This window comes from Alsobacter sp. P4_H11, from assembly GCF_056400925.1.
In genome coordinates, this window is sequence record NZ_JBFUKI010000010.1 from 69,506 (window position 1) to 88,112 (window position 18,607).

Consider the following 18,607-nt stretch of genomic DNA (forward strand, 5'->3'; position numbering starts at 1 on the left):
GCTTTCGGATCGTTCTCAGTCGTTCTGGTGAGAAGCCCAGACGGCGTCAAACGCTTGCGCGACCTCGCGGCGGAAACGCTCCGCCGAGAACCGCTGTGCATTTTCGGCGCAGGCCTGGGCGGTGATCGCCGATCCGTCGCGCTCGAACCGCATGACGGCGTCGGTCAACGAGCCCACGGTCTGTTCCTTGAACAGCAGGCCGGTAGGATTTTCCGTTCCAAGCGGACGAACGATGTCGCGGGCTCCGCCGCGGCCGAAAGCGATCAGCGGCGTTCCACAGGCCTGCGCTTCCGCGAGGGCGATGCCGAAATCTTCGCATCCGGCGAAGACGAGCGCCCGGGCGCGCGCCACGGCGCGAACATAGTCGGCCTGGGGAAGGAACCCGCTAAACTCGATGTTCGGGCCCGCCATGTTGCGGAGCGCGGCGGACTGCTGGCCCTCTCCGACCACCAGCAAGCGTCGATCCGGCATGGCGTTGAAGGCTTCGATCACGAGGTCGGTGCGCTTGTACGGCGCCATGAACGACGCCGTGATGTAGTAGTCGTCCTTCTCGGTCGACATCGTGAACGTGTCGAGATCCACAGGCGGATGCACGACGGTGGCGTCACGGCCGTAGACCCGCTTGATCCTGGAGCGCACGAAGCTCGAATTGGCGAGCATCACGTCCGGCCCGTGCGCCGTGCGGGTATCCCAGGTCCGCAGACCATGCAGGAGATACCGGTACAACAATCCGACGGGCCCGAAGCCCAGCTTGCCTTGCTGCAGATAGGAGAACTGCTCGTCCCAGGCGTAGCGGATCGGGCTGTGGATATAGCTGACATGCGGCTGGTCCGGCCGGGTCAGCACGCCGCGCGCGAAGGCGGCCGACGACGAGACCACGGCGTCGAAGCCGGTCACGTCGAACTGCTCGATCAGGAACGGGCACGCGAAGAACAGTCCGCGATAGTATTTGCGAACGCCAGGAAGCTTGTTCGCCGGTGACGTGTGGAAAACCACGTTCGGGAAATAGCGCTTCTTGATGTCGTCGCTGAAGAAGTCGAACAGCGTGAACACCTCGCTGTTCGGAAACATCGCGCAGAGCTCCGCCAGGACGCGCTCGCCGCCGCGGAACGACGGGCACCAGTCGTGCACGATCGCGACGCGCTGGGGCCTGGTGATGGGAGCCGGGCTCGGCTGCGGGACTCGCAGGTCGTCGACCACGAGGGCCGGACCGGTCATGCGGGGTTTGAGGGGAACGCTCAAGAAAACAGATCCTCGCGAGCGGCGATGGAAAAAGGAGGAAGGCCGCAGCCCACCGTGCTGCGAGCCCTCCCGTGGACCAAGATGCCTGAGAGGCTTACGCCAAGCCTCGCGCCGGGGGGCGCTCCACCCAACGGGGTAGATTAGATTGCGTTCAATCCGCGTTAAATTGTTCTACGCGAAACGACACTTGAAACGAGCTTTGACGATCACGAGCGTAAACAGATGCTTGCAGAATTCCGGTGATCGACTGTCCCGGGTCCAGCCGTCTCGTTTGTGCCTCGATCGCGCGTTCTGCTCGGCAAACTGAGTCGAAAGCGGTAAGCAGAAGGCGGTAAGCTCCAGAGGTGGAACAAGCACGCAGTCGTCCTAGGCCAAACAGGCGGGCTGTCGTGGCGCTGTGTGGCTCCAGGCGACCTCCATGCACCATAAGGTATATGGTTGTAATTTATAGGGTAACGTTTAATTAATCGATCCGTGAGGGGGAGCCCTCACGTCCAAGCAGGGGAGCAGTCATGCCTACGCACCCGGTCCGCCGCGTTCTTCTGGTTGCGGCCAAGACAATCTGGCGGGACCTCCTGGCTGCTCATCTTGCTCGCGAAGCGCCCGATCTGACCATCACTTGCACGGAGCGCCCGACCGCGCCGGAGAATGGCTCGTCGCTTCCTGAATTGATGGTCTTCATCTTGAATGAAGGCGAGTTGCCCGGCTTCCTGCGGGATCTCGACTCCGTCCGCGCCTTGTACCCCGGCACCTCGGTGGCGGTGATTTCGGACTGCGACGACCCACGCGTGGTCTCGGAGGCGGTCAGGGCCGGCGTGGAGGGCTACCTGCCCATGTCGATGGCGTCCGACGCCCTCGCGCATGCGCTCCGGATCCTGCTGGCGGGCGGCGAGTTCGTGCCTTCGGCCGTTCTGGTGCGCCTTGCGGCCGAGCGGGCCAACCGAAGCCCCCGGCAACTGGATCAATCGCGCCCCGCCGCCCCGCAGGCGACGTTCAGCCGGCGGGAAAGCGACGTTTTGGCTTTGCTACGGCATGGAAAAGCCAACAAGGCGATCGCGTCTGAGCTCAAGCTGCGCGAGGGCACCGTTAAGGTGCATGTCCGGAGCTTGATGCGGAAGCTTAATGCTCGTAACCGAACCGAGGTGGCGGTCTATGCGTCCCAGCCTCAGGCGTCGGAGGCGTCGAATTCGGAAAGCCGCGCCGACCGATAAGGTCGGCCGGCCGATCCGCTAATGGACTAAAGTGGCCGATCAGGCCAGGCGGGCCGCCATCGCGGGGCGCGTATCTGCGGTCGCGATCTGCGCGTCAGCGCCGCCGCCGAGCCAGCGGGCATAGGATTCGTCCAACGTGCTGATCCGGGCGAGTTTGCCTGCATCGATGATCTGCAGGTCGTGCCCCACATAGTTGGCGACGCCGTCGCGTTTGAATTCGCGCAGGGTGCGGCTCACGTGGATGGGCGTGAGGCCCAGGGCGTCAGCGATATGGGTCTGCGTCAGCGGAATGCTGAACGGGCGGTCCATGCGGCCGGTGATCTGCCGGCGGCAGTAGAGTTCGTGCAGAAAATTGGCGATGCGCTCGCGCGCCGGACGCCGGGCAACGTCAGACAGGCGTTCGCGAATCAAGACTTCCTGGCGCACGACTTCGGCGACGATCCGAAGACCGAGCGCCGGCTCGCTCATCACACGACCAAACAGCGCCGCCCGGGGGTAGACGCAATAGACCACGCGGGTGAGGCATGCGCAGCCGACGGCCGCGCCGTCACGTGCCGCGCTGGCGACGCCGATGAGGCTGCCCGGCAGTTCGATGGTGTTGATCTGGCGCCGGCCGTCGTCGAACAGGCGGTACGAATAAGCCCAGCCTGAAACGATGCCGTAGATGTCATCGCTGCGCTCGCCGGGCGCAAACAACTCTTCGCCGGGGTTGAGTTGCCGCAGAACCGCGGGGCGACCGCACAAGGTCGGCAGCTCATCGGGCGAGAAGGGAGCGCCTTCTTTCTGATGAAGCGTGGATCTTACGATTTCCGCCGTCATTTAGCGCCCCCCAGACCGAGCGGCCGTACAACGAGCCAAACCACGTTTCAACATCTGTTGTTTAATCCATATACTTTCGAATGCGGCATTCGATTAAAAAAGTTTGAAGCATACTACTCTGGGTTGCAATTGCCCTTATGAGGTAAGCGCCGCACGCCGAACGGGTTCACCTTTGGACTAGTCCGAATGGATTAGTTCTATGCGGGTTAGCGCGGGTGTTTTCAGAGTCCGGCCCACGGCGCTTCGCGTCAGCGCCCCTCGCGCCGAAAACTGCAGCGGAGACAATCCGTTATAGCGACGACCCCGCTCAGGCCGCCGGCAACGCCCAGGGTCAATCCCGGGATCTGAACCGTGTCGCCGTCCCCGAACGCGATCGTGACGTCGGCCCCGTCGTCGTGCACCACCGCGGTGACGCCCTGTCCATGATCCAGGTCCAGCCTGTCTGCGGTGAAATTATACATAACATTCTCTCGATGTGACTTCGACGACGGGGTTAATTGCGCCCACGCCACCCCGGTGGCGGAAGCTTGGCGTTCCGGAAATTGAGTTCGGAGACGGCCCTCCCCGAGCATCCGGGCGGCAGCACCGGTCGATGGCGCTCCTGTTTCGCCGCGGCTCTGGTCGTCTTGGCGGGTTGGAAGGATCCGCGGCGCTTTTATCCGCGCGTGGACTTCAACGGTGGAGCGATCGTCGAGACGCTCTCGGTCGAAGATGTTGTCAGGGTCGATGGCGCTCCTCATTGAACGCACACGCCAGCGCTTGCAAGCGAAGCAAATCCAGAGATGGTCCTTCCTTCAGAAGCTGTAGTTCGCGGCGCGACCAAACTTCCGTACATCAAGACGGCAGACAACATGGGCGCTTTTCCTCTCCAGGATACTCTTTTTTTGTATTTTGTATACTTGCCCCGCCCGACCTTTGGTCGTGACGGGTTACGTTTATCAAGCTAGGTACCACAGAGCAGGCGTGCATTAACCTCGATTAAGGTTGCTGGTCCGGCCCTCTACTTCGGCAGATAGCTTGCGATCCGCCGACTTTGCCATTCCGGCGATCAAGAAACCCAGTCGCCCTTGCGCATCAGCGGCTCGGCCGAGCCGTCCGCGCGCAATCCATCGACGTCCACCTCGCCAGAGCCGATCATCCAGTCGATGTGGATCAGGCTGTCATTCGCGCCGCGGGCCACAAGCTCGTCCTTGGGACGGCTTACGCCGTTCTGGATGCACTTGCTGTAGGATTGGCCGAGCGCGATGTGGCTGGCGGCGTTCTCGTCGTAGAGTGTGTTGTAGAACAGCAGTCCGCTTTGCGAGATCGGCGACGAGAAGGGCACGAGCGCGACCTCCCCCAGCCGGCGCGATCCCTCATCAGTGTCCAGCACCTTCAGGAGCACGTCCTGGCCGGTTCGCGCCTGTGCGTCGACGATCGCGCCGCCCTCGAAACGTACCGCGATGTCCTCGATCAACGTGCCGTTGTAGGAGAGCGGCTTGGTGCTGCGGACCCGGCCGTCGACGCGGAACTTGTGCGGCGTCGTGAAGACTTCCTCGGTCGGAATGTTGGCATTGCAGATCAGCCCGTTTCCGGCCGTGGTGGAGCCGCCATTCCATTCGTGGTCGTCGGCCAGCCCGACGGTGAGGTCCGTGCCGGGGCCGCGGAAATGCAGAGCCGCGAAGCGGGATGCGTTCAGCAACACGGTCCGGCGCTGCAGTTCGGCATTGTGCTCCGCCCAGGCGGCCACGGGATCCGGCCCGTCGACGCGGGAGGCTGCGAAGATCGCGTGCCAGAGGCGCGCGACCGCGATGTCTTCCGGATCCTCCGGGAACATCGCCCTGGCCCAGGACGGACTCGCATAGCTGACGATGGTCCAGTTCGTCGCGAAGCCGGCGATCATCTCCAGGGCCGGCATGTAGGCCTTGGACCGCGCCCGGTTTGCGCGGGACACCTTGTCGGGGTCCTGGCCGGCGAGAAGCGACGGGTTCTCTCCCGCGATGGCGAGACGCGCCGCGCCCGCCTTGAAGGCCGACGCCATGCCGTCATAGAGCCAGCCGCTGGCGACGTCGAAGGCTCCGTCCGGCGCGAAACGGTAGCGCGCCAGGGTGGTTTCCTCGTCGGCGAACAGCGTGGTCACCAGTGAGGCCCCGGCATTGTAGGCGTGCTCGGTGATGCGCCGCACCAGCGGCAGCGCGTCGATCGGGGCGGTCATCACGAGTTCCTGCCCGGGCGCGAGCCCCAGCCCCACCTTCACGGCGATCTCTCCCAGGCGGTCGAGCTTCACGTCATGCGACAGCGCGACGGGTGGGATGGCGTGGCTGGTCATCGAGGCCTCCGAGGGTGATCACGTCCCGCGAGCATCGGGGAAGACGGCGGTGGGCTCAACCCCGGATCGTTCACGAGAGCGCTTCGAGCGTGGTCGGGCCGCCCTGGGCTGACGCCGCGAGCGGTCAGTCGTCCCGCGGCGCCCGGCCGAGAACGCCGCTTTGCGGATCATAACCCCGCACCGCCAGCCCAAAGGCCAGGAGGCCGAACAGTAGCGTGAGCCCCGTGGAAAGCGCCGCGAACTGGCCATAGAGGGCGAAACGGATCATCTCCACCACGTGGGTGAACGGATTGACGCGGGCCGCCCAGGCGATCCACTCGGAGCCGCTTTCCCGCAACTTCCAGAGCGGGTAGAGCGCGGTCGAGAAAAAGAAGGCCGGGAAGATGACGAAGTTCATCGTGCCGGCGAAATTCTCCAGCCGCCGTACATAGACGGACAGCAGAAGCCCGAGCGCGGCGAGCGAAAATCCGCCCAGCGCCAGCGCGGGCAGCACGCTGATCCAACCCCACCGCGGCAGGTCGACGTCGAAGGCGAGCGCCACCAGCAGGAACGCATAGGCCTGCGCGACCCCGAGCAGCGTTCCGGCGACGAGCTTGCAGAGCAGCAGGTACCAGCGTGGCAGCGGCGCGGTCAGCAGCAGCCGCAAGGTGCCGACTTCCCGGTCGAACACCAGGGCAAGCGAGGATTGCATGCCCTGGAACAGCAGCACCATGCCGATCAGGCCCGGCGCCATGTAGACGTCGTAGGTGATGTAGTTCTCATAGGGCGGCGTGATCGACACCCCGAGCACGTTCTGGAAGCCTGCAGAGAACACCACGAGCCACAAGGTCGGGCGAACCACCGCCGACACCAGCCGGCCGGTCTGCCGGAGAAACTTCGTGATCTCCCGCCGCAGGATGGCGGCGAGCGCGAGGCCCGCATGGGCGAGCGCGCCGGAATGCGATCCAGTCATGCCGCCCTCCCCTGCGTGAGCGCGAGGAACGCGCCTTCGAGGGTGGCTGCGCCGGAGCGGGCGACGACGTCGGCCGGCGCGCCGTCCTCGATCACGCGTCCGCGGTGAAGCACGACAACGCGGTCGGCGGCTTCGACCTCCGAGACGATGTGGGTGGCCCAGAGCACGCCGAGGTCGCGTTCGCGCACGAGGCGCGAGACGTGCAGCACGAGGTCGCGGCGGCTGGCCGGGTCGAGCCCCTGCGTCGGCTCGTCGAGGAGCAGCAGCGCCGGGGCCGACATCAGCGCGCGAGCCATCTCGATCTTGCGACGATTGCCGCCCGACAGGGTGCGCACGCGCTGGCGCCGCGTTTCGCTCTGCCCGAACAGGGCGAGCGCCTCCTCGATGGCGTCCCGGCGCCGGCGGCCGCCGATGCCGTGCAGGCCCGCATGGTAGGCGAGGTTCTGCTCCACCGTGAGGTCGAGATCCAGCGAGGGCTGCTGGAAAACGATGCCAAGGCGGGCCAGCGCCGCGGTCGGGTCGGCCGCGAGATCAGCACCCAGAACGCGCACCGAGCCTGAGTCGGCGACGAAGAGCCCGGTGAGGATCTGAAACAGCGTGCTCTTGCCGGCCCCGTTCGGCCCCAGCAACGCCGTGAACCGTCCCGGCTCGAGGCTCAGCGAAACGCCGTCGAGCGCCCGGACCTTGCCGTAGCTTTTAGTCAGCCCGTCGATCGCGATCACGGGAACAGGGGGTGTCATGAAAGGTCTCGACAGCTGCGCGCCGGCACTGTCGCGCGCCGGGAGCTTCGCCGCAATCGGCATGCGGCCGTCGCCGCCCTGCCCGGCGTCAGCCGTCCAGCGCTTCGCGCCAGTAGCGGCGGCTGCGAGCGTTGACCGGATCCCCGGCGGCCCGGCAGCGGTCCTCGATGGAGGCGAGGAAGCTCGCCGCCGCGTCGCGCCCGACGAGCAGTTTCAGGCTGGTGACGATGCGGGTGATGCGCAGGTGATTGTGGTCGTAAGCATTGAGCCAATCCTGGCTGCGGGCGTAAAAATCGCTCATCAGCACGGTCGCGCGCGCCAGGTTCGCCTGCGCAAGCGGGTCGGCGCGGATGGCCGGGATGTCCCCCGCCGCCAGCACGGGGCTGCCTGGTTGCGCCATGCTGGGCGTCGCGAGCGGAAACAGCCATTGGATGTAGTCATGCGTGAACTCGAGCGCGGCGTCGTCCATCGCAAGGATTGCGGCGATCCTGCGCCCCCGGTCGTCGCGGCCCGTTCCGTTCAGAAATGCGTGGATCGGCGTCATGGCTGTCACCCGGAAGCGATAACGCGCGATGCCGGAATTGGCTGCGCGATGGCGTCTCGGCGGCGAAGCGCCTAGGTTCGGGCGCAAACCAACGCTAGCCCGGCGCGTTGGCCAGTCTGAGCGGCGCGTGCGCCCTCCAGTCAGCCCTGACCCGACGAGAATCGAGATCCGCATGGCGCCGTCGACCCACGCCACATCACACGCAAGCAGCCACGGCCAAGGCCACGATCACGATCACGATCACGACCATGATCACGACCACGAAGCCCATGGCCACCATCATGGCGGCGGGCATCATCATGCTCCAAAGGATTTCGGCCCCGCCTTCGCGATCGGCACCGCGCTGAACTTCGTCTTCGTCCTGGTGGAGCTCGGATATGGCTTTGCGGCGAATTCGCTCGCTCTGCTTGCCGACGGCCTGCACAATCTGTCGGACGTCGCCGGGCTGCTGATCGCCTGGGGCGCCCTGGCGCTGGGCCGGCGGCTGCCCACCCACTCCCGCACCTACGGCTATCGCCGGGCGTCCATTCTGGCCGCTCTCGGCAACGCGGCGTTTCTGCTCGTTGCGGTCGGGGCGATCGCCTATGAGGCGCTGATGCGGCTCTCATATCCCGCGCCGGTCGCGACCACGACCGTGATGGTGGTGTCAGGCATCGGCATTCTGGTGAATGGCGGCACGGCGCTGCTGTTCATGGGCGGCTCGCACGATCTCAACGTCCGTGGCGCCTTTCTCCACATGGCGGCCGATGCGGGCGTATCGCTCGGGGTCGTGATCAGCGCTTTCCTGGTCGGCCTCACCGGCTGGTTCTGGATCGACCCCGCCGTGAGCCTGCTGATCGCGGGAGTGATCCTGTTCGGCAGCTGGGACCTGGGCCGGCAGGCCGTGAACCTCGCCATGGACGCCGTTCCGCGCGGCGTGGACCGCCGCAAGATCGAGGCCTATCTCGGCGCCCTGCCGGGGGTGTCCGAGGTGCACGACGTTCATATCTGGGCCATGAGCACCACCGAGAACGCCATGACGGCGCACCTCGTGCGGCCCGGCGCCGGTCTCGACGACGCGCTACTCAGCGACGCCACGACCGCGCTGCGGGATCGGTTCAGCATCCATCACGTGACACTGCAGGTGGAAGCAGGCGATCCTGCCCATCCGTGCCGGTTTGCGCCGGACGAGGTGGTGTAGCTTCGCCAGTCGTGGAGGGAACGGTGCGATCGGTCCCGCATATCCAAGCCGACGAGGTCCATCGGCTTCTGCCTTTCGGGGCGTTGGTGGACGGCCTGCTTGCCGCTCACCGCAGCGCCTTGCCGCGGGCCGAGCGCTTGCTGATGAGCCATTCCGGGCCGAACGGCGAACAGGAGCATTTCCTGGTCTGGCCGGCCTGGCGTCCGGGCCGATCGCTCGGCATCAAGCTTGTGACGGTTTTTCCCGGCAACGCACACACGGGCAAAGCCGCGATAGGCGGCCTCTACGTCCTGTTCGACGGCGAGGATGGCAGCCCTGTCTGCCTCATCGATGGTCCGGCGCTGACCTTCCGAAAGACAGCTGCGGATTCAGCGGCCGGCGCTTCGCTGCTGGCGCGACCTGACGCCCGGCGGCTCGCGATGCTGGGCTCCGGCGGGCAGGCCGTCTGGCAAATCCGCGCGATGTGCGCCGTCCGCCCCATCACGGCGGTCGCGATCTGGAATCGCACGCACGAACGCGCCGAGGCGCTGGCCGCAACCCTTCGGGGCGAAGGCCTGGACGCCATTGCGGCGCCGACGCCCCGCGATGCTGTATTCAACGCCGACATCATCAGTTGCGCAACCTCCGCGCAGCAGCCGTTGCTGAAAGGCGAATGGCTGCGCCCGGGGGGCCATGTGGATCTCGTCGGTTCGTTCACGCCCGGCATGCGCGAGGCTGATGACGAGGCCGTGCGCCGATCGCGCGTGTTCGTGGACACCCGCCGCTTCGCGCTGGAATCGGGCGACATCGCCGGGCCGATCGCCTCGGGAGCGATCACGGCCGACCATATCCGCGGCGAGCTGGCCGATCTCGCGCAGGGCGCCGTCCGGGGCCGAACCGGGCCGGACGACGTCACGCTCTACAAGAACGCCGGCGGTGGTCACCTCGACCTGATCTGCGCCGACCTGCTGTTCGGTCGCTACCTATCCGGCGCCTAGCCTCAGGCGCGCCGCTGCTGGTGCATGCGCCGGACGGTGCTCATCCAGGGGTCGTCCTGGCCTTCCTGGTCGCGGCGGCGGTTGTAGTCCGGGTCGCGCTCCTGCTCGGAGAGATGGCGGGTGCGGACCGAGACCGTGCGAATGCCGCGGTTCTCGCGGTCTTCGTCGCCGAAGCCGTACTGCGCCGCGGAGGCGCGCCCGGCGTCGTCGCGGAAGAAACGGGCCCCGCGGCCGTAATCCTCCCCGAACGTGTCATAGCCCTCCTGGCCTGCGCCGCGCGGCTCCTCGGTCCGCCGGCCCTCCCCTGGCACGGATCCCGCAGAGCCGAAGCTCGAGCGGACGTCGTCTTCGTCGCGCATCCGTAAACGGCCGTCCTGGCGGTCACGGCGCTCGAACTGGTCAAGGTCGGCGCCGTTGTCGTCGCGGGTGCGGAATTCGTCGCGCTGCTGCCGATCGCGGCGCGGGGCGTCACGCTCCCAGCGTTGCGCCCGGCGGGCGAGTTCGCGCCGCTCGTCCTCGGAAAGCGGAGCCTCGCGCTGCTCGCCACGGGCGCGGCCGCTGGACGGCGTCCCGGACCGGTCCGGCTGCGCCGGCGAGGAGATGCGGCCCAGCGCTTCCTCCGCGCCGGGCGCATTGTCCTCGACGAGGTCGCCCAGCGCCACCATGCCGATCAGGCGGCGGCTTCGGTCGAGCACGGGGACGCGGCGGACCTGCAGCTCCTCCATGACGTCCACGACGTGCGAGATGTCCTCGTCCTCGAAGCAGCAATGCGGCTGCTCGGTCATGACCTCGAATACGGGCGTGTCGTTCGGGTCGCGGCCCGTCGCGATGGCGCGCACCACGATGTCGCGGTCGGTGATCAGGCCGACCACCTGGCCGCGATGCTGCACCGGCAAGGAGCCGACATTCAGATCGTCCATGAGCCGCGCGGCCTCGCGCAGGCTGCGCTCCGGCGCGATGGCGACGGGGTCGCGGGTCATCACCTCTGAAATCCGCATGGCGATCCTCCTTGGGGCTGAAGCACGCGGGTCAACGCCGGGAGGCCGGGGAGGTTCGCCGAAAGAGCGGAGCGCGTTACGCTCCGAGGGTGGCCAGCGCCGCATATTGGGCGGCCGGGGCGCCGAGGATGATCAGACACGGCCCGCTCGGCGGGTCCGCGGCGAGGACGCCGGGCAATTCGGCGAGCGCGCAGGAGCGCACCGCCTGCGTCTCGGTCGTGGCGCGCTCCACCAACAAAACGCGGGACGCCGCCGGCAAGCCTTCGGCCAGCAGCCGCTCGACCAGCGCGGGCGCAGTGCGCACGCCCATATACACCACAGTGGACGCGCGCGGATCGGCCAGCGCCTTCCAGTCGAGATCCTGCGGCAGCGATCCGTCCTGGCTGTGCGCCGTGACGAACTGGAGGCGGCGGGCGGCGCTGCGCTCCGTCAACGACACGCCCAGCGAGGCCGCGGCCCCGAATGCTGCCGTGATGCCGGGCACCACCTCGGTGGGAACGCCGGCATCCCGGCAGGCGTCGAGCTCCTCGGTGAGGCGCCCGAACACGGCCGGGTCGCCGCCCTTGAGCCGAACGACGCGCCGGCCCGCAAGCGCCAGCTCGACGATCAGCGCGGTGATCTCGTCCTGCTTGCAGGATGGCCGGTGGCCGCGCTTGCCGACCCCAATGCGCTCGGCCTCGCGCCGGGCGAGATCGAGGATGCGGCCGTCCACGAGATCGTCGAAGAGAACCACGTCGGCGGACTGCAGCGCACGGACGGCCTTGAGGGTCAAAAGCTCCGGATCCCCCGGTCCGGCGCCGACGAACACGGCCGAGCCCACCGGCGACGTGCGCTCGGTCGCAATAGTCTCCAGCACCTGCATCATGGCGTCCCGATCGGCGTCCTGCGGCGCGGCGTCGGGCCGGGCGAGCGCGCGATCGGTGAAGCGCTCCCAAAAAGCGCGGCGCAAGCGGAACGGCAGCTCGCGCTGCTGCACGAAGGGGCGCCACGCCTTGGCGGCCTCAGCCCAGGCTTTCAGGCCGTCGGGCAACAGCGCCTCGATGCGGGCCCGGATCGCCTGGCCGAACACCGGCGCGGCGCCGTCCGTCGAGATGCCGATCACCAGCGGCGAGCGGTTGACGATGGAGCCGAACTGGAAATCGCAGAAGGCCGGCTTGTCGACGACGTTCACGGGTACGCCCGCAAACCGGCCGGCGCAGCGAAAGGCTTGCGCCTCGGCGTCGCCTTCCACGTCGGCGATCGCCATCGCGGCGGCGCGCAGCACGTCGGGCGTCCAGGGGCGGCCCATCAGGACCACCCGCCCCGGATGCTCGCGCTCCGCCATGCTGCGCATGGCCTCGCCCGGATCGGCGGAATAGACCTCCACGACCGCGCCGGCGGCTGCCAGCAACTCAGCCTTCCAGGCCGCGCCATCGCCGCCACCGGCCAGCACGACCCGGCGCCCTTCCAGCTTGTGGAACAGCGGCAAGGCCGCGAGCGCGGCGATGCGGGCGGGGGCTGTCGGCGTCGGGCGACGCGGACGCGCGGTCATTTGCTCACTCTCCGGCGAGCGCCATCGGTCGGTTTTCGGCCGCGACGAGGCGCTTCAGTTCCGGGATGCAGGAGCCACAATTCGTGCCCGCCTTCAAGGCCGCTCCGAGCGAGGCTGGGTCGCGGCAGCCGCCCGCGACCGCGGCGCGGATGCGGTTTTCGCCGACGCCGAAGCAGGCGCACACGAGCGCGCCCTCGTCGGAGCCGGCAGGCGCGGCCGCGCCCGAAAGCACCGCGAGCCGGTCCTGCCGCTCGAGTTTCGGCTTCGCCCAGAGGTCGAGCAGGCCGGCCCAGCCGGGTTCCTGGCCGGCCGGGGCCGTGTAGACGACCGCTTCCAGACGCCCGTCGACGATCAGGGCCGCGCGCGCGACGTCGTGCTCGGCGTCGATGTAGCGGGCCATTTCGCATCCCGGCAGCGCGGCTTCCAGGGCGGCGAGGATCTCGGCCGCCGCTCCGTCACCCGCAAGGCGCGCGACGTATCCGCCCGCGATGGCGCTCCAGGCCCAGAACAAGCGTCGGGGCAGCGTGATCCGGTGACGCGACAGAACGAAGCCGCTCAGCGTCGACGCAATGGGCGCGACCGCGCAGGCTGTCGCCTTGGCGTCCGGCTGGCCGGAGAACGGATCCACGACCGCGTGCACCAGCGCGCCCACGCGGGCGTCCGCGGCCGTCTCGTCGTTCCAGTGAATGGGCGCGAACACCGTCCCGGGGGTTTGCGCCATCGAGACCGCGAGGCGGAGCGTGGCAGCGCCGTGAACGGAGGAGACGCGGCAGAGCCCGCCGTCCTGCAGGCCGAAGCGGTCCGCGTCGTCGGGATGGACCTCCAGCGTCGGCTCGGGCCGATGCCCGCCGAGGCGGGGCGAAAGCCCCGTGCGCATCATCGTGTGCCACTGGTCGCGAACGCGGCCCGTGTTGAGCACGAGCGGGAAGTCCGGCGCGACGCGCGGCCCCTGGGCGGCCCCGATCGCGATGAAACGGGCGCGACCGTCGGGCGTGAAGAACCGGCCGTTGGCGAATAAGCGGGCCGTGCCGCTGAATGGCGCCTGCAAGGCCGCAGCCCCACCCTCCCCGTGAAGGGGAGGGAAGGCGCGGCGCACGGGCCATTGCGTCGGCTCGAAGGCATCGTAGGCGGCGTCCGGGAGCCTCGCCAGGCCGCCGATGTCGAAATCGCGCGCGCCGTGGTTTTCGAAAGCGGACAGCGCCGCATGCTCGCGGAAGATGGCGGCGGGGCCATCGAACGCGAAAGCTTCGCCCCACCCGAGCCGAGCCGCGACGCTGGACAGGGCCTGCCAATCCGGCCGGACCTCGCCGGGCGTCGGCAGGAAGGGGCGCTGGCGGGACATGCGCCGCTCGGAGTTCGTGACCGTGCCGTCCTTCTCGCCCCATGCGGCGGCGGGCAGCAGCACGTGCGCGGCGGCGGTGGAGTCGGTGGACAGGACGTTTTCGGACACGACCAGCAGGTCGAGCTTCGCCATGGCGGCGCGCGCCGCGTCGGCGCGGGGCAGGCTGACGGCCGGGTTGGTGCCCATGACCCAGAGCGCCTTCACTGCGCCGCGCTCGATGGCGTCGAACAGGTCGACGGCCTTGAGCCCCTCGCGGGTCGCCATGGCGGGCGCGCCCCAGAAGCGGCCGACGCGGTCCACCTCGCTGGGCGAGAAGCCCATATGCGCGGCGAGCTGGTTGGCGAGGCCGCCGACCTCGCGGCCGCCCATGGCGTTGGGCTGGCCCGTGAGCGAGAACGGCCCCATCCCGGGCCGACCGATGCGGCCAGTCGCAAGGTGGCAGTTGATGATGGCGTTGACCTTGTCGGTCCCAGCCGCGGCCTGGTTGACGCCCTGCGAATAGAGCGTGACGACGCGCTCGGTGGCGGCCCATTCGGCATAGAAGGCGCGCAGGTCGTCAGCTTCGAGTCCGGTCTGGGCCGCGACCGCGACAAGGTTGGGAGCGAGCGCCCGCGCCGCCGCCAGGGCTTGCGCGAAGCCGGACGTGTGGTCAGCGATAAAGGGCAGCGCGGCGGCGCGCGCATCTGCCAGATGTACGAGCAGCCCGGCGAAGAGCACGGCGTCGGTTCCGTGGCGGATGGCGAGATGGAGGTCGGCCCCCTCCCCGGTCGCGGTTCCGCGCGGGTCGATCACCACCATGCGGGCGCCGCGCTCGCGGGCCTTCTGCATGCGTTGCCACAGCACCGGGTGGCACCAGGCCGCGTTGGAGCCGACCAGCACCAGCAGGTCTGCCTCGTCGAGGTCCTCGTAGCAGCCCGGCACGGTGTCCGACCCGAAGGCGCGCTTGTGGCCGGCCACCGACGACGCCATGCAGAGCCGCGAGTTGGTGTCCACATTGGCCGAGCCGATGAAGCCCTTCATCAGCTTGTTGGCGACGTAGTAGTCCTCCGTCAGCAACTGGCCTGAGAGGTAGAAGGCGACGCTGTCTGGGCCATGGCGGCGGATTGCGGTTGCGAAGCCCTCGGCGACGCGGTCCAGGGCCTCGTCCCAGCCGGTCCGGCGAAGGGCGCCGTCCGCGCCGCGCATCATGGGATGGAGCAGGCGCGTCTCGAGGCCGAGCGTCTCGCCCAGCGCCGAACCCTTGGAGCAGAGCCGCCCGAAATTCGCCGGATGCTCCGGATCGCCCGCGATGGCGGCGCCGCCACTCCCGTCCGGCGTGGCCAGCACGCCGCAGCCGACGCCGCAATAGGGGCAGGTGGTGCGTGTAGCGGCCATCAATACACGTCCGCCTGGTAGCGCCCTTGCGCCTTCAGGGCCGCGATGGCGGCGCGGGCGGCGGGTTCGTCCAGACCTCGGTGGGCGACCAGGATGTCGGCGAGCGCGGTCTCGACATCCTTGGCCATGCGACTGGCGTCGCCGCAGATGTAGAAGTGCGCGCCCCGGTCGAGCCAGTCGGCGAGGTCGGCGCCCTGCTCGCGCATGCGGTCCTGCACGTAGGTCTTGGGGCCGGCATCGCGCGACCAGGCGGTGGAGAGGCGCGTCAGTGCGCCCTTGGCCTGGAACTCCTCCAGCTCGTCCCGGTAGAAGAAATCCGACGCCTCGCGCTGGTGACCGAAGAACAGCCAGGCGTCGCCCTTGGCGCGCGACACGAGCCTGTCCTGCAGGAAGGCCCGGAACGGCGCGATGCCGGTGCCGGGGCCGACCATGATGATGGGGGTCGCGGGGTCCTGCGGCAGCGCGAAGGCGTGCGCCTTCTGGATGTAGACGCGCACGGGGTCGCCCTCGCGCACGCGCGCGCCCAGGAACGTGGAGGCGACGCCGAAGCGCACGCGCTCGTCGACGGCGTAGCGCACGACGTCCACGGTGAGGCTCACCCGCCCGGGGTTGGCGCGGGGCGACGAGGAGATGGAGTAGAGCCGCGGGGCCAGCGGATCGAGCGCCTCGATCAGCCGGTAGGGCGACGGGGCGAGATGCGGGAAGGCCAGCAGCGCCGCCAGCACGTCGTAGCCGTCGGCCCCCTCGCCTTCGGCCATGCGCCCCAGGCGCGCCTTCTCGCCCGGGTCGGCGGCCTCGGTGGCCAGCACCGCGAACAACGCATCGGGCGCCGGCGACAGCGCCTTCACGTGCGTGAGCCAGTCGCCGAGGCTGCGGGTCTGGCCCTCGGCGCTGATCGGCTCGCCAAGCGGGATGCCGAGGTGGCGGCCGATGCTCTTCACCAGAGCGACCGGGTTGTTGGGATAGATCCCGAAGGCGTCGCCGGGCTCGTAGGTGACGCCAGAGCGGCTGAGGTCAAACTCGATGTGGTGGGTTTCCTTGGCCGAGCTTTCCGCGTTCAGCCTGCGGCGAGACAGGAACACCGCCGGCGCCGGCGCATCGCGCGAATAGCCGCGCGGCTCCCCGGCCGGGGCCGCTGCGCCCGCGATCACGGCGGGAGCCGCCAAGGACGGAGCGTCGCCCAGTTCCTCCGCAAGCTTCTTCAGCATGCGGTTGGTCTCCTTGCCGCCCGGCGCGCAGAGGTTCAGGCGCTTCTCGGCGCCTTCGGCCAGCGCCTTGGCGTAGGTCTCGCAGACATAGCCGCACTGCCCACAATCCTGCTGCGCCATGGCGGCCATCATGCGCCGGGGCAGCGGCTTGCCTTCGGCGAGCGTCATGCGCTCGGCGATCGGGAGGGTCTGGTCGTGCCAGGGCGCGTCGTCCTCATCGGCGGCGGGCGATGCTCCCATCAGGCTCGCGCCTTCCGCGGGCGACAGCGCCGCGACGCCGGCGCTATCGAGCGACAGAAGGCCCGCAAAGAACCCATTCAGCCAGGAGCGCTGCTCGGGCGAAAACGGCGCGCTGTCGGGCAGCACCGGGGCCGCGAAGGTCGTCGGCATGGTGATGCTCATGCGGCGTCTCCTTGCGCGAAGGCAGCCAGCGCCTCGGGTGCGTGGCGGCCCGTGAATGACTGGAAGCTTTCCGCCGGATCGACGCGATGGTCCGTCCAGGCGCGCAGCAGGCGTTCCACGGTTGCGGGCGCGTCCGTGGCTTTCACGTCGCGCAGCACCTCGCGGCCGATCGCGCCGGCCTGGCCGAAGCCGCCCCCGACCACAAGGTGGTAACCGTCCACCGTGTCGCCGTCCTCGTTGACGGCGACACGCGCGCCGATGAGGCCGATATCGCCGATGTAGTGCTGGGCGCAGGAGTGATGGCAGCCCGTGACGTGGATGTTGACCGGCTGGTCGAGCGTTAAGCGCTCCTCGCACCAGGCCGCAATGTCCTCGGCCGTGCCCTTGGTGTCGGCGCCGGCGAAGCGGCAGCCCTTGCTGCCCGTGCAGGCGACAAGGCCGGCGCGGACCGACGTCGCCCGCCAGCCGAGGCCGAGCGCTTCGATGCGGGCCTGCGCGTCCGGCACGCGCGCATCCGGCACGCCGGAGATCAGCAGGTTCTGCCAGACGGTCAGGCGGATGTCGCCGTCGCCCATCTCCCGCGCAAGGGCGGCGAGGCCGCGCATCTGCTCGCACGTCATCTTGCCGACGGGCAGCACGACGCCGATCCAGTTCAGGCCCGCTTGAGCCTGCGGGTGCACACCGATATGGGCCTGGCGATCCTGCGCCGGCCGGGGCGCCACGAAGGCGGCGTCCACGCGCGGGAGCTGCAGCTGAAGTTCTGATTCAACCGCAGCAAGAAACTTGTCGAAGCCCCATGAATCCAACACGTATTTCAGGCGCGACTTCGCCCGGTTGGTGCGGTCGCCTTCGCGGATGAACACCCGCACGATGGCGTCAGCCACCTTGGTGGCGTCCTCCGGCCGCACCAGCACGCCCGTGTCGCGGGCGAGGTCGCGGTGGCCCGTGATGCCGCCGAGGATCAGCCGGAACCAGACTCCGGGCTCGACTCCCGCGCCGTCGAGCACCCGCACGGCCTGGAAGCCGATATCGTTGGTGTCCTCCAGCGTCGGCACGCGGCCGCCGCCGTCGAACGACACGTTGAACTTGCGCGGCAATCCGTAGAGCGCGCGGTCGTTGATGATGTGGAAATGCCACTCGCGGGCGTAGGGGCGGGTATCCAGCAGCGCCTGCGGGTCGATGCCGGCCGTGGCGTCGCCGGTGACGTTGCGGATGTTGTCCGCGCCCGAGCCCCGGGCCGTGAGGCCAAGATCGATCAGCCCCTCCACGACGTCGATGGCGCGCCGGGCCGGAATGTCGCGAAACTGCAGGTTGCCGCGCGTGGTGGCGTGCGCATAGCCGCCGCCGCAAACCTCGGCCAGGTCGGCGACGCCCTCGATCTGGTGCGCCTTGAGGATTCCGTTGGGGATGCGCAGGCGGCACATGTAGCTGTCCTGCGCGGGCGCGACATAAAACAGGCCGTAGTAGCGCCAGCGAAAGTTGTCGGCGGGCTTGGGGAACTGATCCGCCTTGGCCTGCTCCCGTAGACGCGGATAGGCGTCGAAAGGATGCTCCTCGCGTTTCCACTTCTCCTGGTCGACCAGCTTCTTGCCGGCCGCCGTGGTGCGGTCCTGCGCCTCGAGGTGGATCGCGTCCGGACCGTCGTGGCCGGCCTTGCCGGACGCCGGCGCGCCCGCGCCGCCGATCGTAGCGAGGCCCTTGGAGGCGCGCGACGCCTGGACGCCCGACACGAAGCCTTCGAGGTAGCGCTTCTGGTCTGGGGTGAAATCATCGCCCATG

General features: G+C 68.6%; 15 protein-coding genes. 3 read left to right on the forward strand and 12 right to left on the reverse strand.

The window, feature by feature from the left end; translation table 11 throughout:
* Positions 1-15 precede the first annotated feature (15 nt).
* Positions 16-1,218: a glycosyltransferase gene (locus tag AC1DSZ_RS17905; RefSeq protein ID WP_476839843.1), complete on the reverse strand. Its 1,203-nt coding sequence runs from the start codon at positions 1,216-1,218 to the stop codon at positions 16-18.
* A 536-nt stretch (positions 1,219-1,754) separates the two neighbouring features.
* On the opposite strand from AC1DSZ_RS17905, the gene AC1DSZ_RS17910 reads away from it, so the two are divergent.
* Complete coding sequence (locus tag AC1DSZ_RS17910) at positions 1,755-2,453, forward strand: LuxR C-terminal-related transcriptional regulator (RefSeq protein ID WP_476839711.1); 699 nt, start codon at positions 1,755-1,757, stop codon at positions 2,451-2,453.
* A gap of 39 nt (positions 2,454-2,492) precedes the next feature.
* Here the strand turns inward: AC1DSZ_RS17910 and AC1DSZ_RS17915 are convergent, their stop codons facing one another.
* The 6 genes from AC1DSZ_RS17915 to AC1DSZ_RS17940 all read right to left on the reverse strand — a co-directional run bounded on the left by AC1DSZ_RS17915 (position 2,493) and on the right by AC1DSZ_RS17940 (position 7,990).
* Positions 2,493-3,272, reverse strand: coding sequence for a Crp/Fnr family transcriptional regulator (locus tag AC1DSZ_RS17915; protein WP_476839712.1), 780 nt, complete (start codon positions 3,270-3,272; stop codon positions 2,493-2,495).
* 248 nt (positions 3,273-3,520) lie between these two features.
* Positions 3,521-3,733 carry a hypothetical protein gene (locus tag AC1DSZ_RS17920; protein WP_476839713.1) on the reverse strand — a complete coding sequence of 71 codons (213 nt, stop codon included), beginning with the start codon at positions 3,731-3,733 and terminating at the stop codon, positions 3,521-3,523.
* A gap of 587 nt (positions 3,734-4,320) precedes the next feature.
* Positions 4,321-5,580 carry an aminopeptidase gene (locus AC1DSZ_RS17925; protein WP_476839714.1) on the reverse strand — a complete coding sequence of 420 codons (1,260 nt, stop codon included), beginning with the start codon at positions 5,578-5,580 and terminating at the stop codon, positions 4,321-4,323.
* Between the two features lie 124 nt (positions 5,581-5,704).
* Positions 5,705-6,532 (reverse strand): ABC transporter permease, encoded by an 828-nt coding sequence (locus tag AC1DSZ_RS17930; RefSeq protein ID WP_476839715.1) that lies wholly within the window; start codon positions 6,530-6,532, stop codon positions 5,705-5,707.
* Positions 6,529-7,272 carry an ABC transporter ATP-binding protein gene (locus AC1DSZ_RS17935; RefSeq protein WP_476839716.1) on the reverse strand — a complete coding sequence of 248 codons (744 nt, stop codon included), beginning with the start codon at positions 7,270-7,272 and terminating at the stop codon, positions 6,529-6,531. The genes AC1DSZ_RS17930 and AC1DSZ_RS17935 overlap by 4 nt, the downstream gene beginning before the upstream one ends.
* 88 nt (positions 7,273-7,360) lie before the next feature.
* Positions 7,361-7,990, reverse strand: a complete 630-nt coding sequence (locus tag AC1DSZ_RS17940; protein ID WP_476839717.1) for an opioid growth factor receptor-related protein — start codon at positions 7,988-7,990, stop codon at positions 7,361-7,363.
* On the opposite strand from AC1DSZ_RS17940, the gene AC1DSZ_RS17945 reads away from it, so the two are divergent.
* On the forward strand, positions 7,989-8,996 hold the full coding sequence (locus tag AC1DSZ_RS17945) for a cation diffusion facilitator family transporter (RefSeq protein ID WP_476839718.1): 1,008 nt from the start codon (positions 7,989-7,991) through the stop codon (positions 8,994-8,996). The two genes, AC1DSZ_RS17940 and AC1DSZ_RS17945, sit on opposite strands and share 2 nt — an antisense overlap.
* Positions 8,997-9,139: 143 nt before the next feature.
* Positions 9,140-9,973, forward strand: coding sequence for an ornithine cyclodeaminase family protein (locus AC1DSZ_RS17950; protein ID WP_476839719.1), 834 nt, complete (start codon positions 9,140-9,142; stop codon positions 9,971-9,973).
* A 2-nt stretch (positions 9,974-9,975) separates the two neighbouring features.
* Here the strand turns inward: AC1DSZ_RS17950 and AC1DSZ_RS17955 are convergent, their stop codons facing one another.
* From AC1DSZ_RS17955 to AC1DSZ_RS17975, 5 genes are all read right to left on the reverse strand, one after another.
* Positions 9,976-10,971 (reverse strand): CBS domain-containing protein, encoded by a 996-nt coding sequence (locus tag AC1DSZ_RS17955; protein ID WP_476839720.1) that lies wholly within the window; start codon positions 10,969-10,971, stop codon positions 9,976-9,978.
* 76 nt (positions 10,972-11,047) lie between these two features.
* Positions 11,048-12,502: a siroheme synthase CysG gene (gene cysG / locus AC1DSZ_RS17960; RefSeq protein ID WP_476839721.1), complete on the reverse strand. Its 1,455-nt coding sequence runs from the start codon at positions 12,500-12,502 to the stop codon at positions 11,048-11,050.
* Positions 12,503-12,506: 4 nt separating this feature from the next.
* Positions 12,507-15,218, reverse strand: a complete 2,712-nt coding sequence (locus AC1DSZ_RS17965; RefSeq protein WP_476839722.1) for a nitrate reductase — start codon at positions 15,216-15,218, stop codon at positions 12,507-12,509.
* Positions 15,218-16,828, reverse strand: coding sequence for a sulfite reductase subunit alpha (locus AC1DSZ_RS17970; RefSeq protein WP_476839723.1), 1,611 nt, complete (start codon positions 16,826-16,828; stop codon positions 15,218-15,220). Before AC1DSZ_RS17970 ends, AC1DSZ_RS17965 begins: the two co-directional genes overlap by 1 nt.
* On the reverse strand, positions 16,825-18,606 hold the full coding sequence (locus AC1DSZ_RS17975; RefSeq protein ID WP_476839724.1) for a NirA family protein: 1,782 nt from the start codon (positions 18,604-18,606) through the stop codon (positions 16,825-16,827). Before AC1DSZ_RS17975 ends, AC1DSZ_RS17970 begins: the two co-directional genes overlap by 4 nt.
* Position 18,607 lies beyond the last annotated feature (1 nt).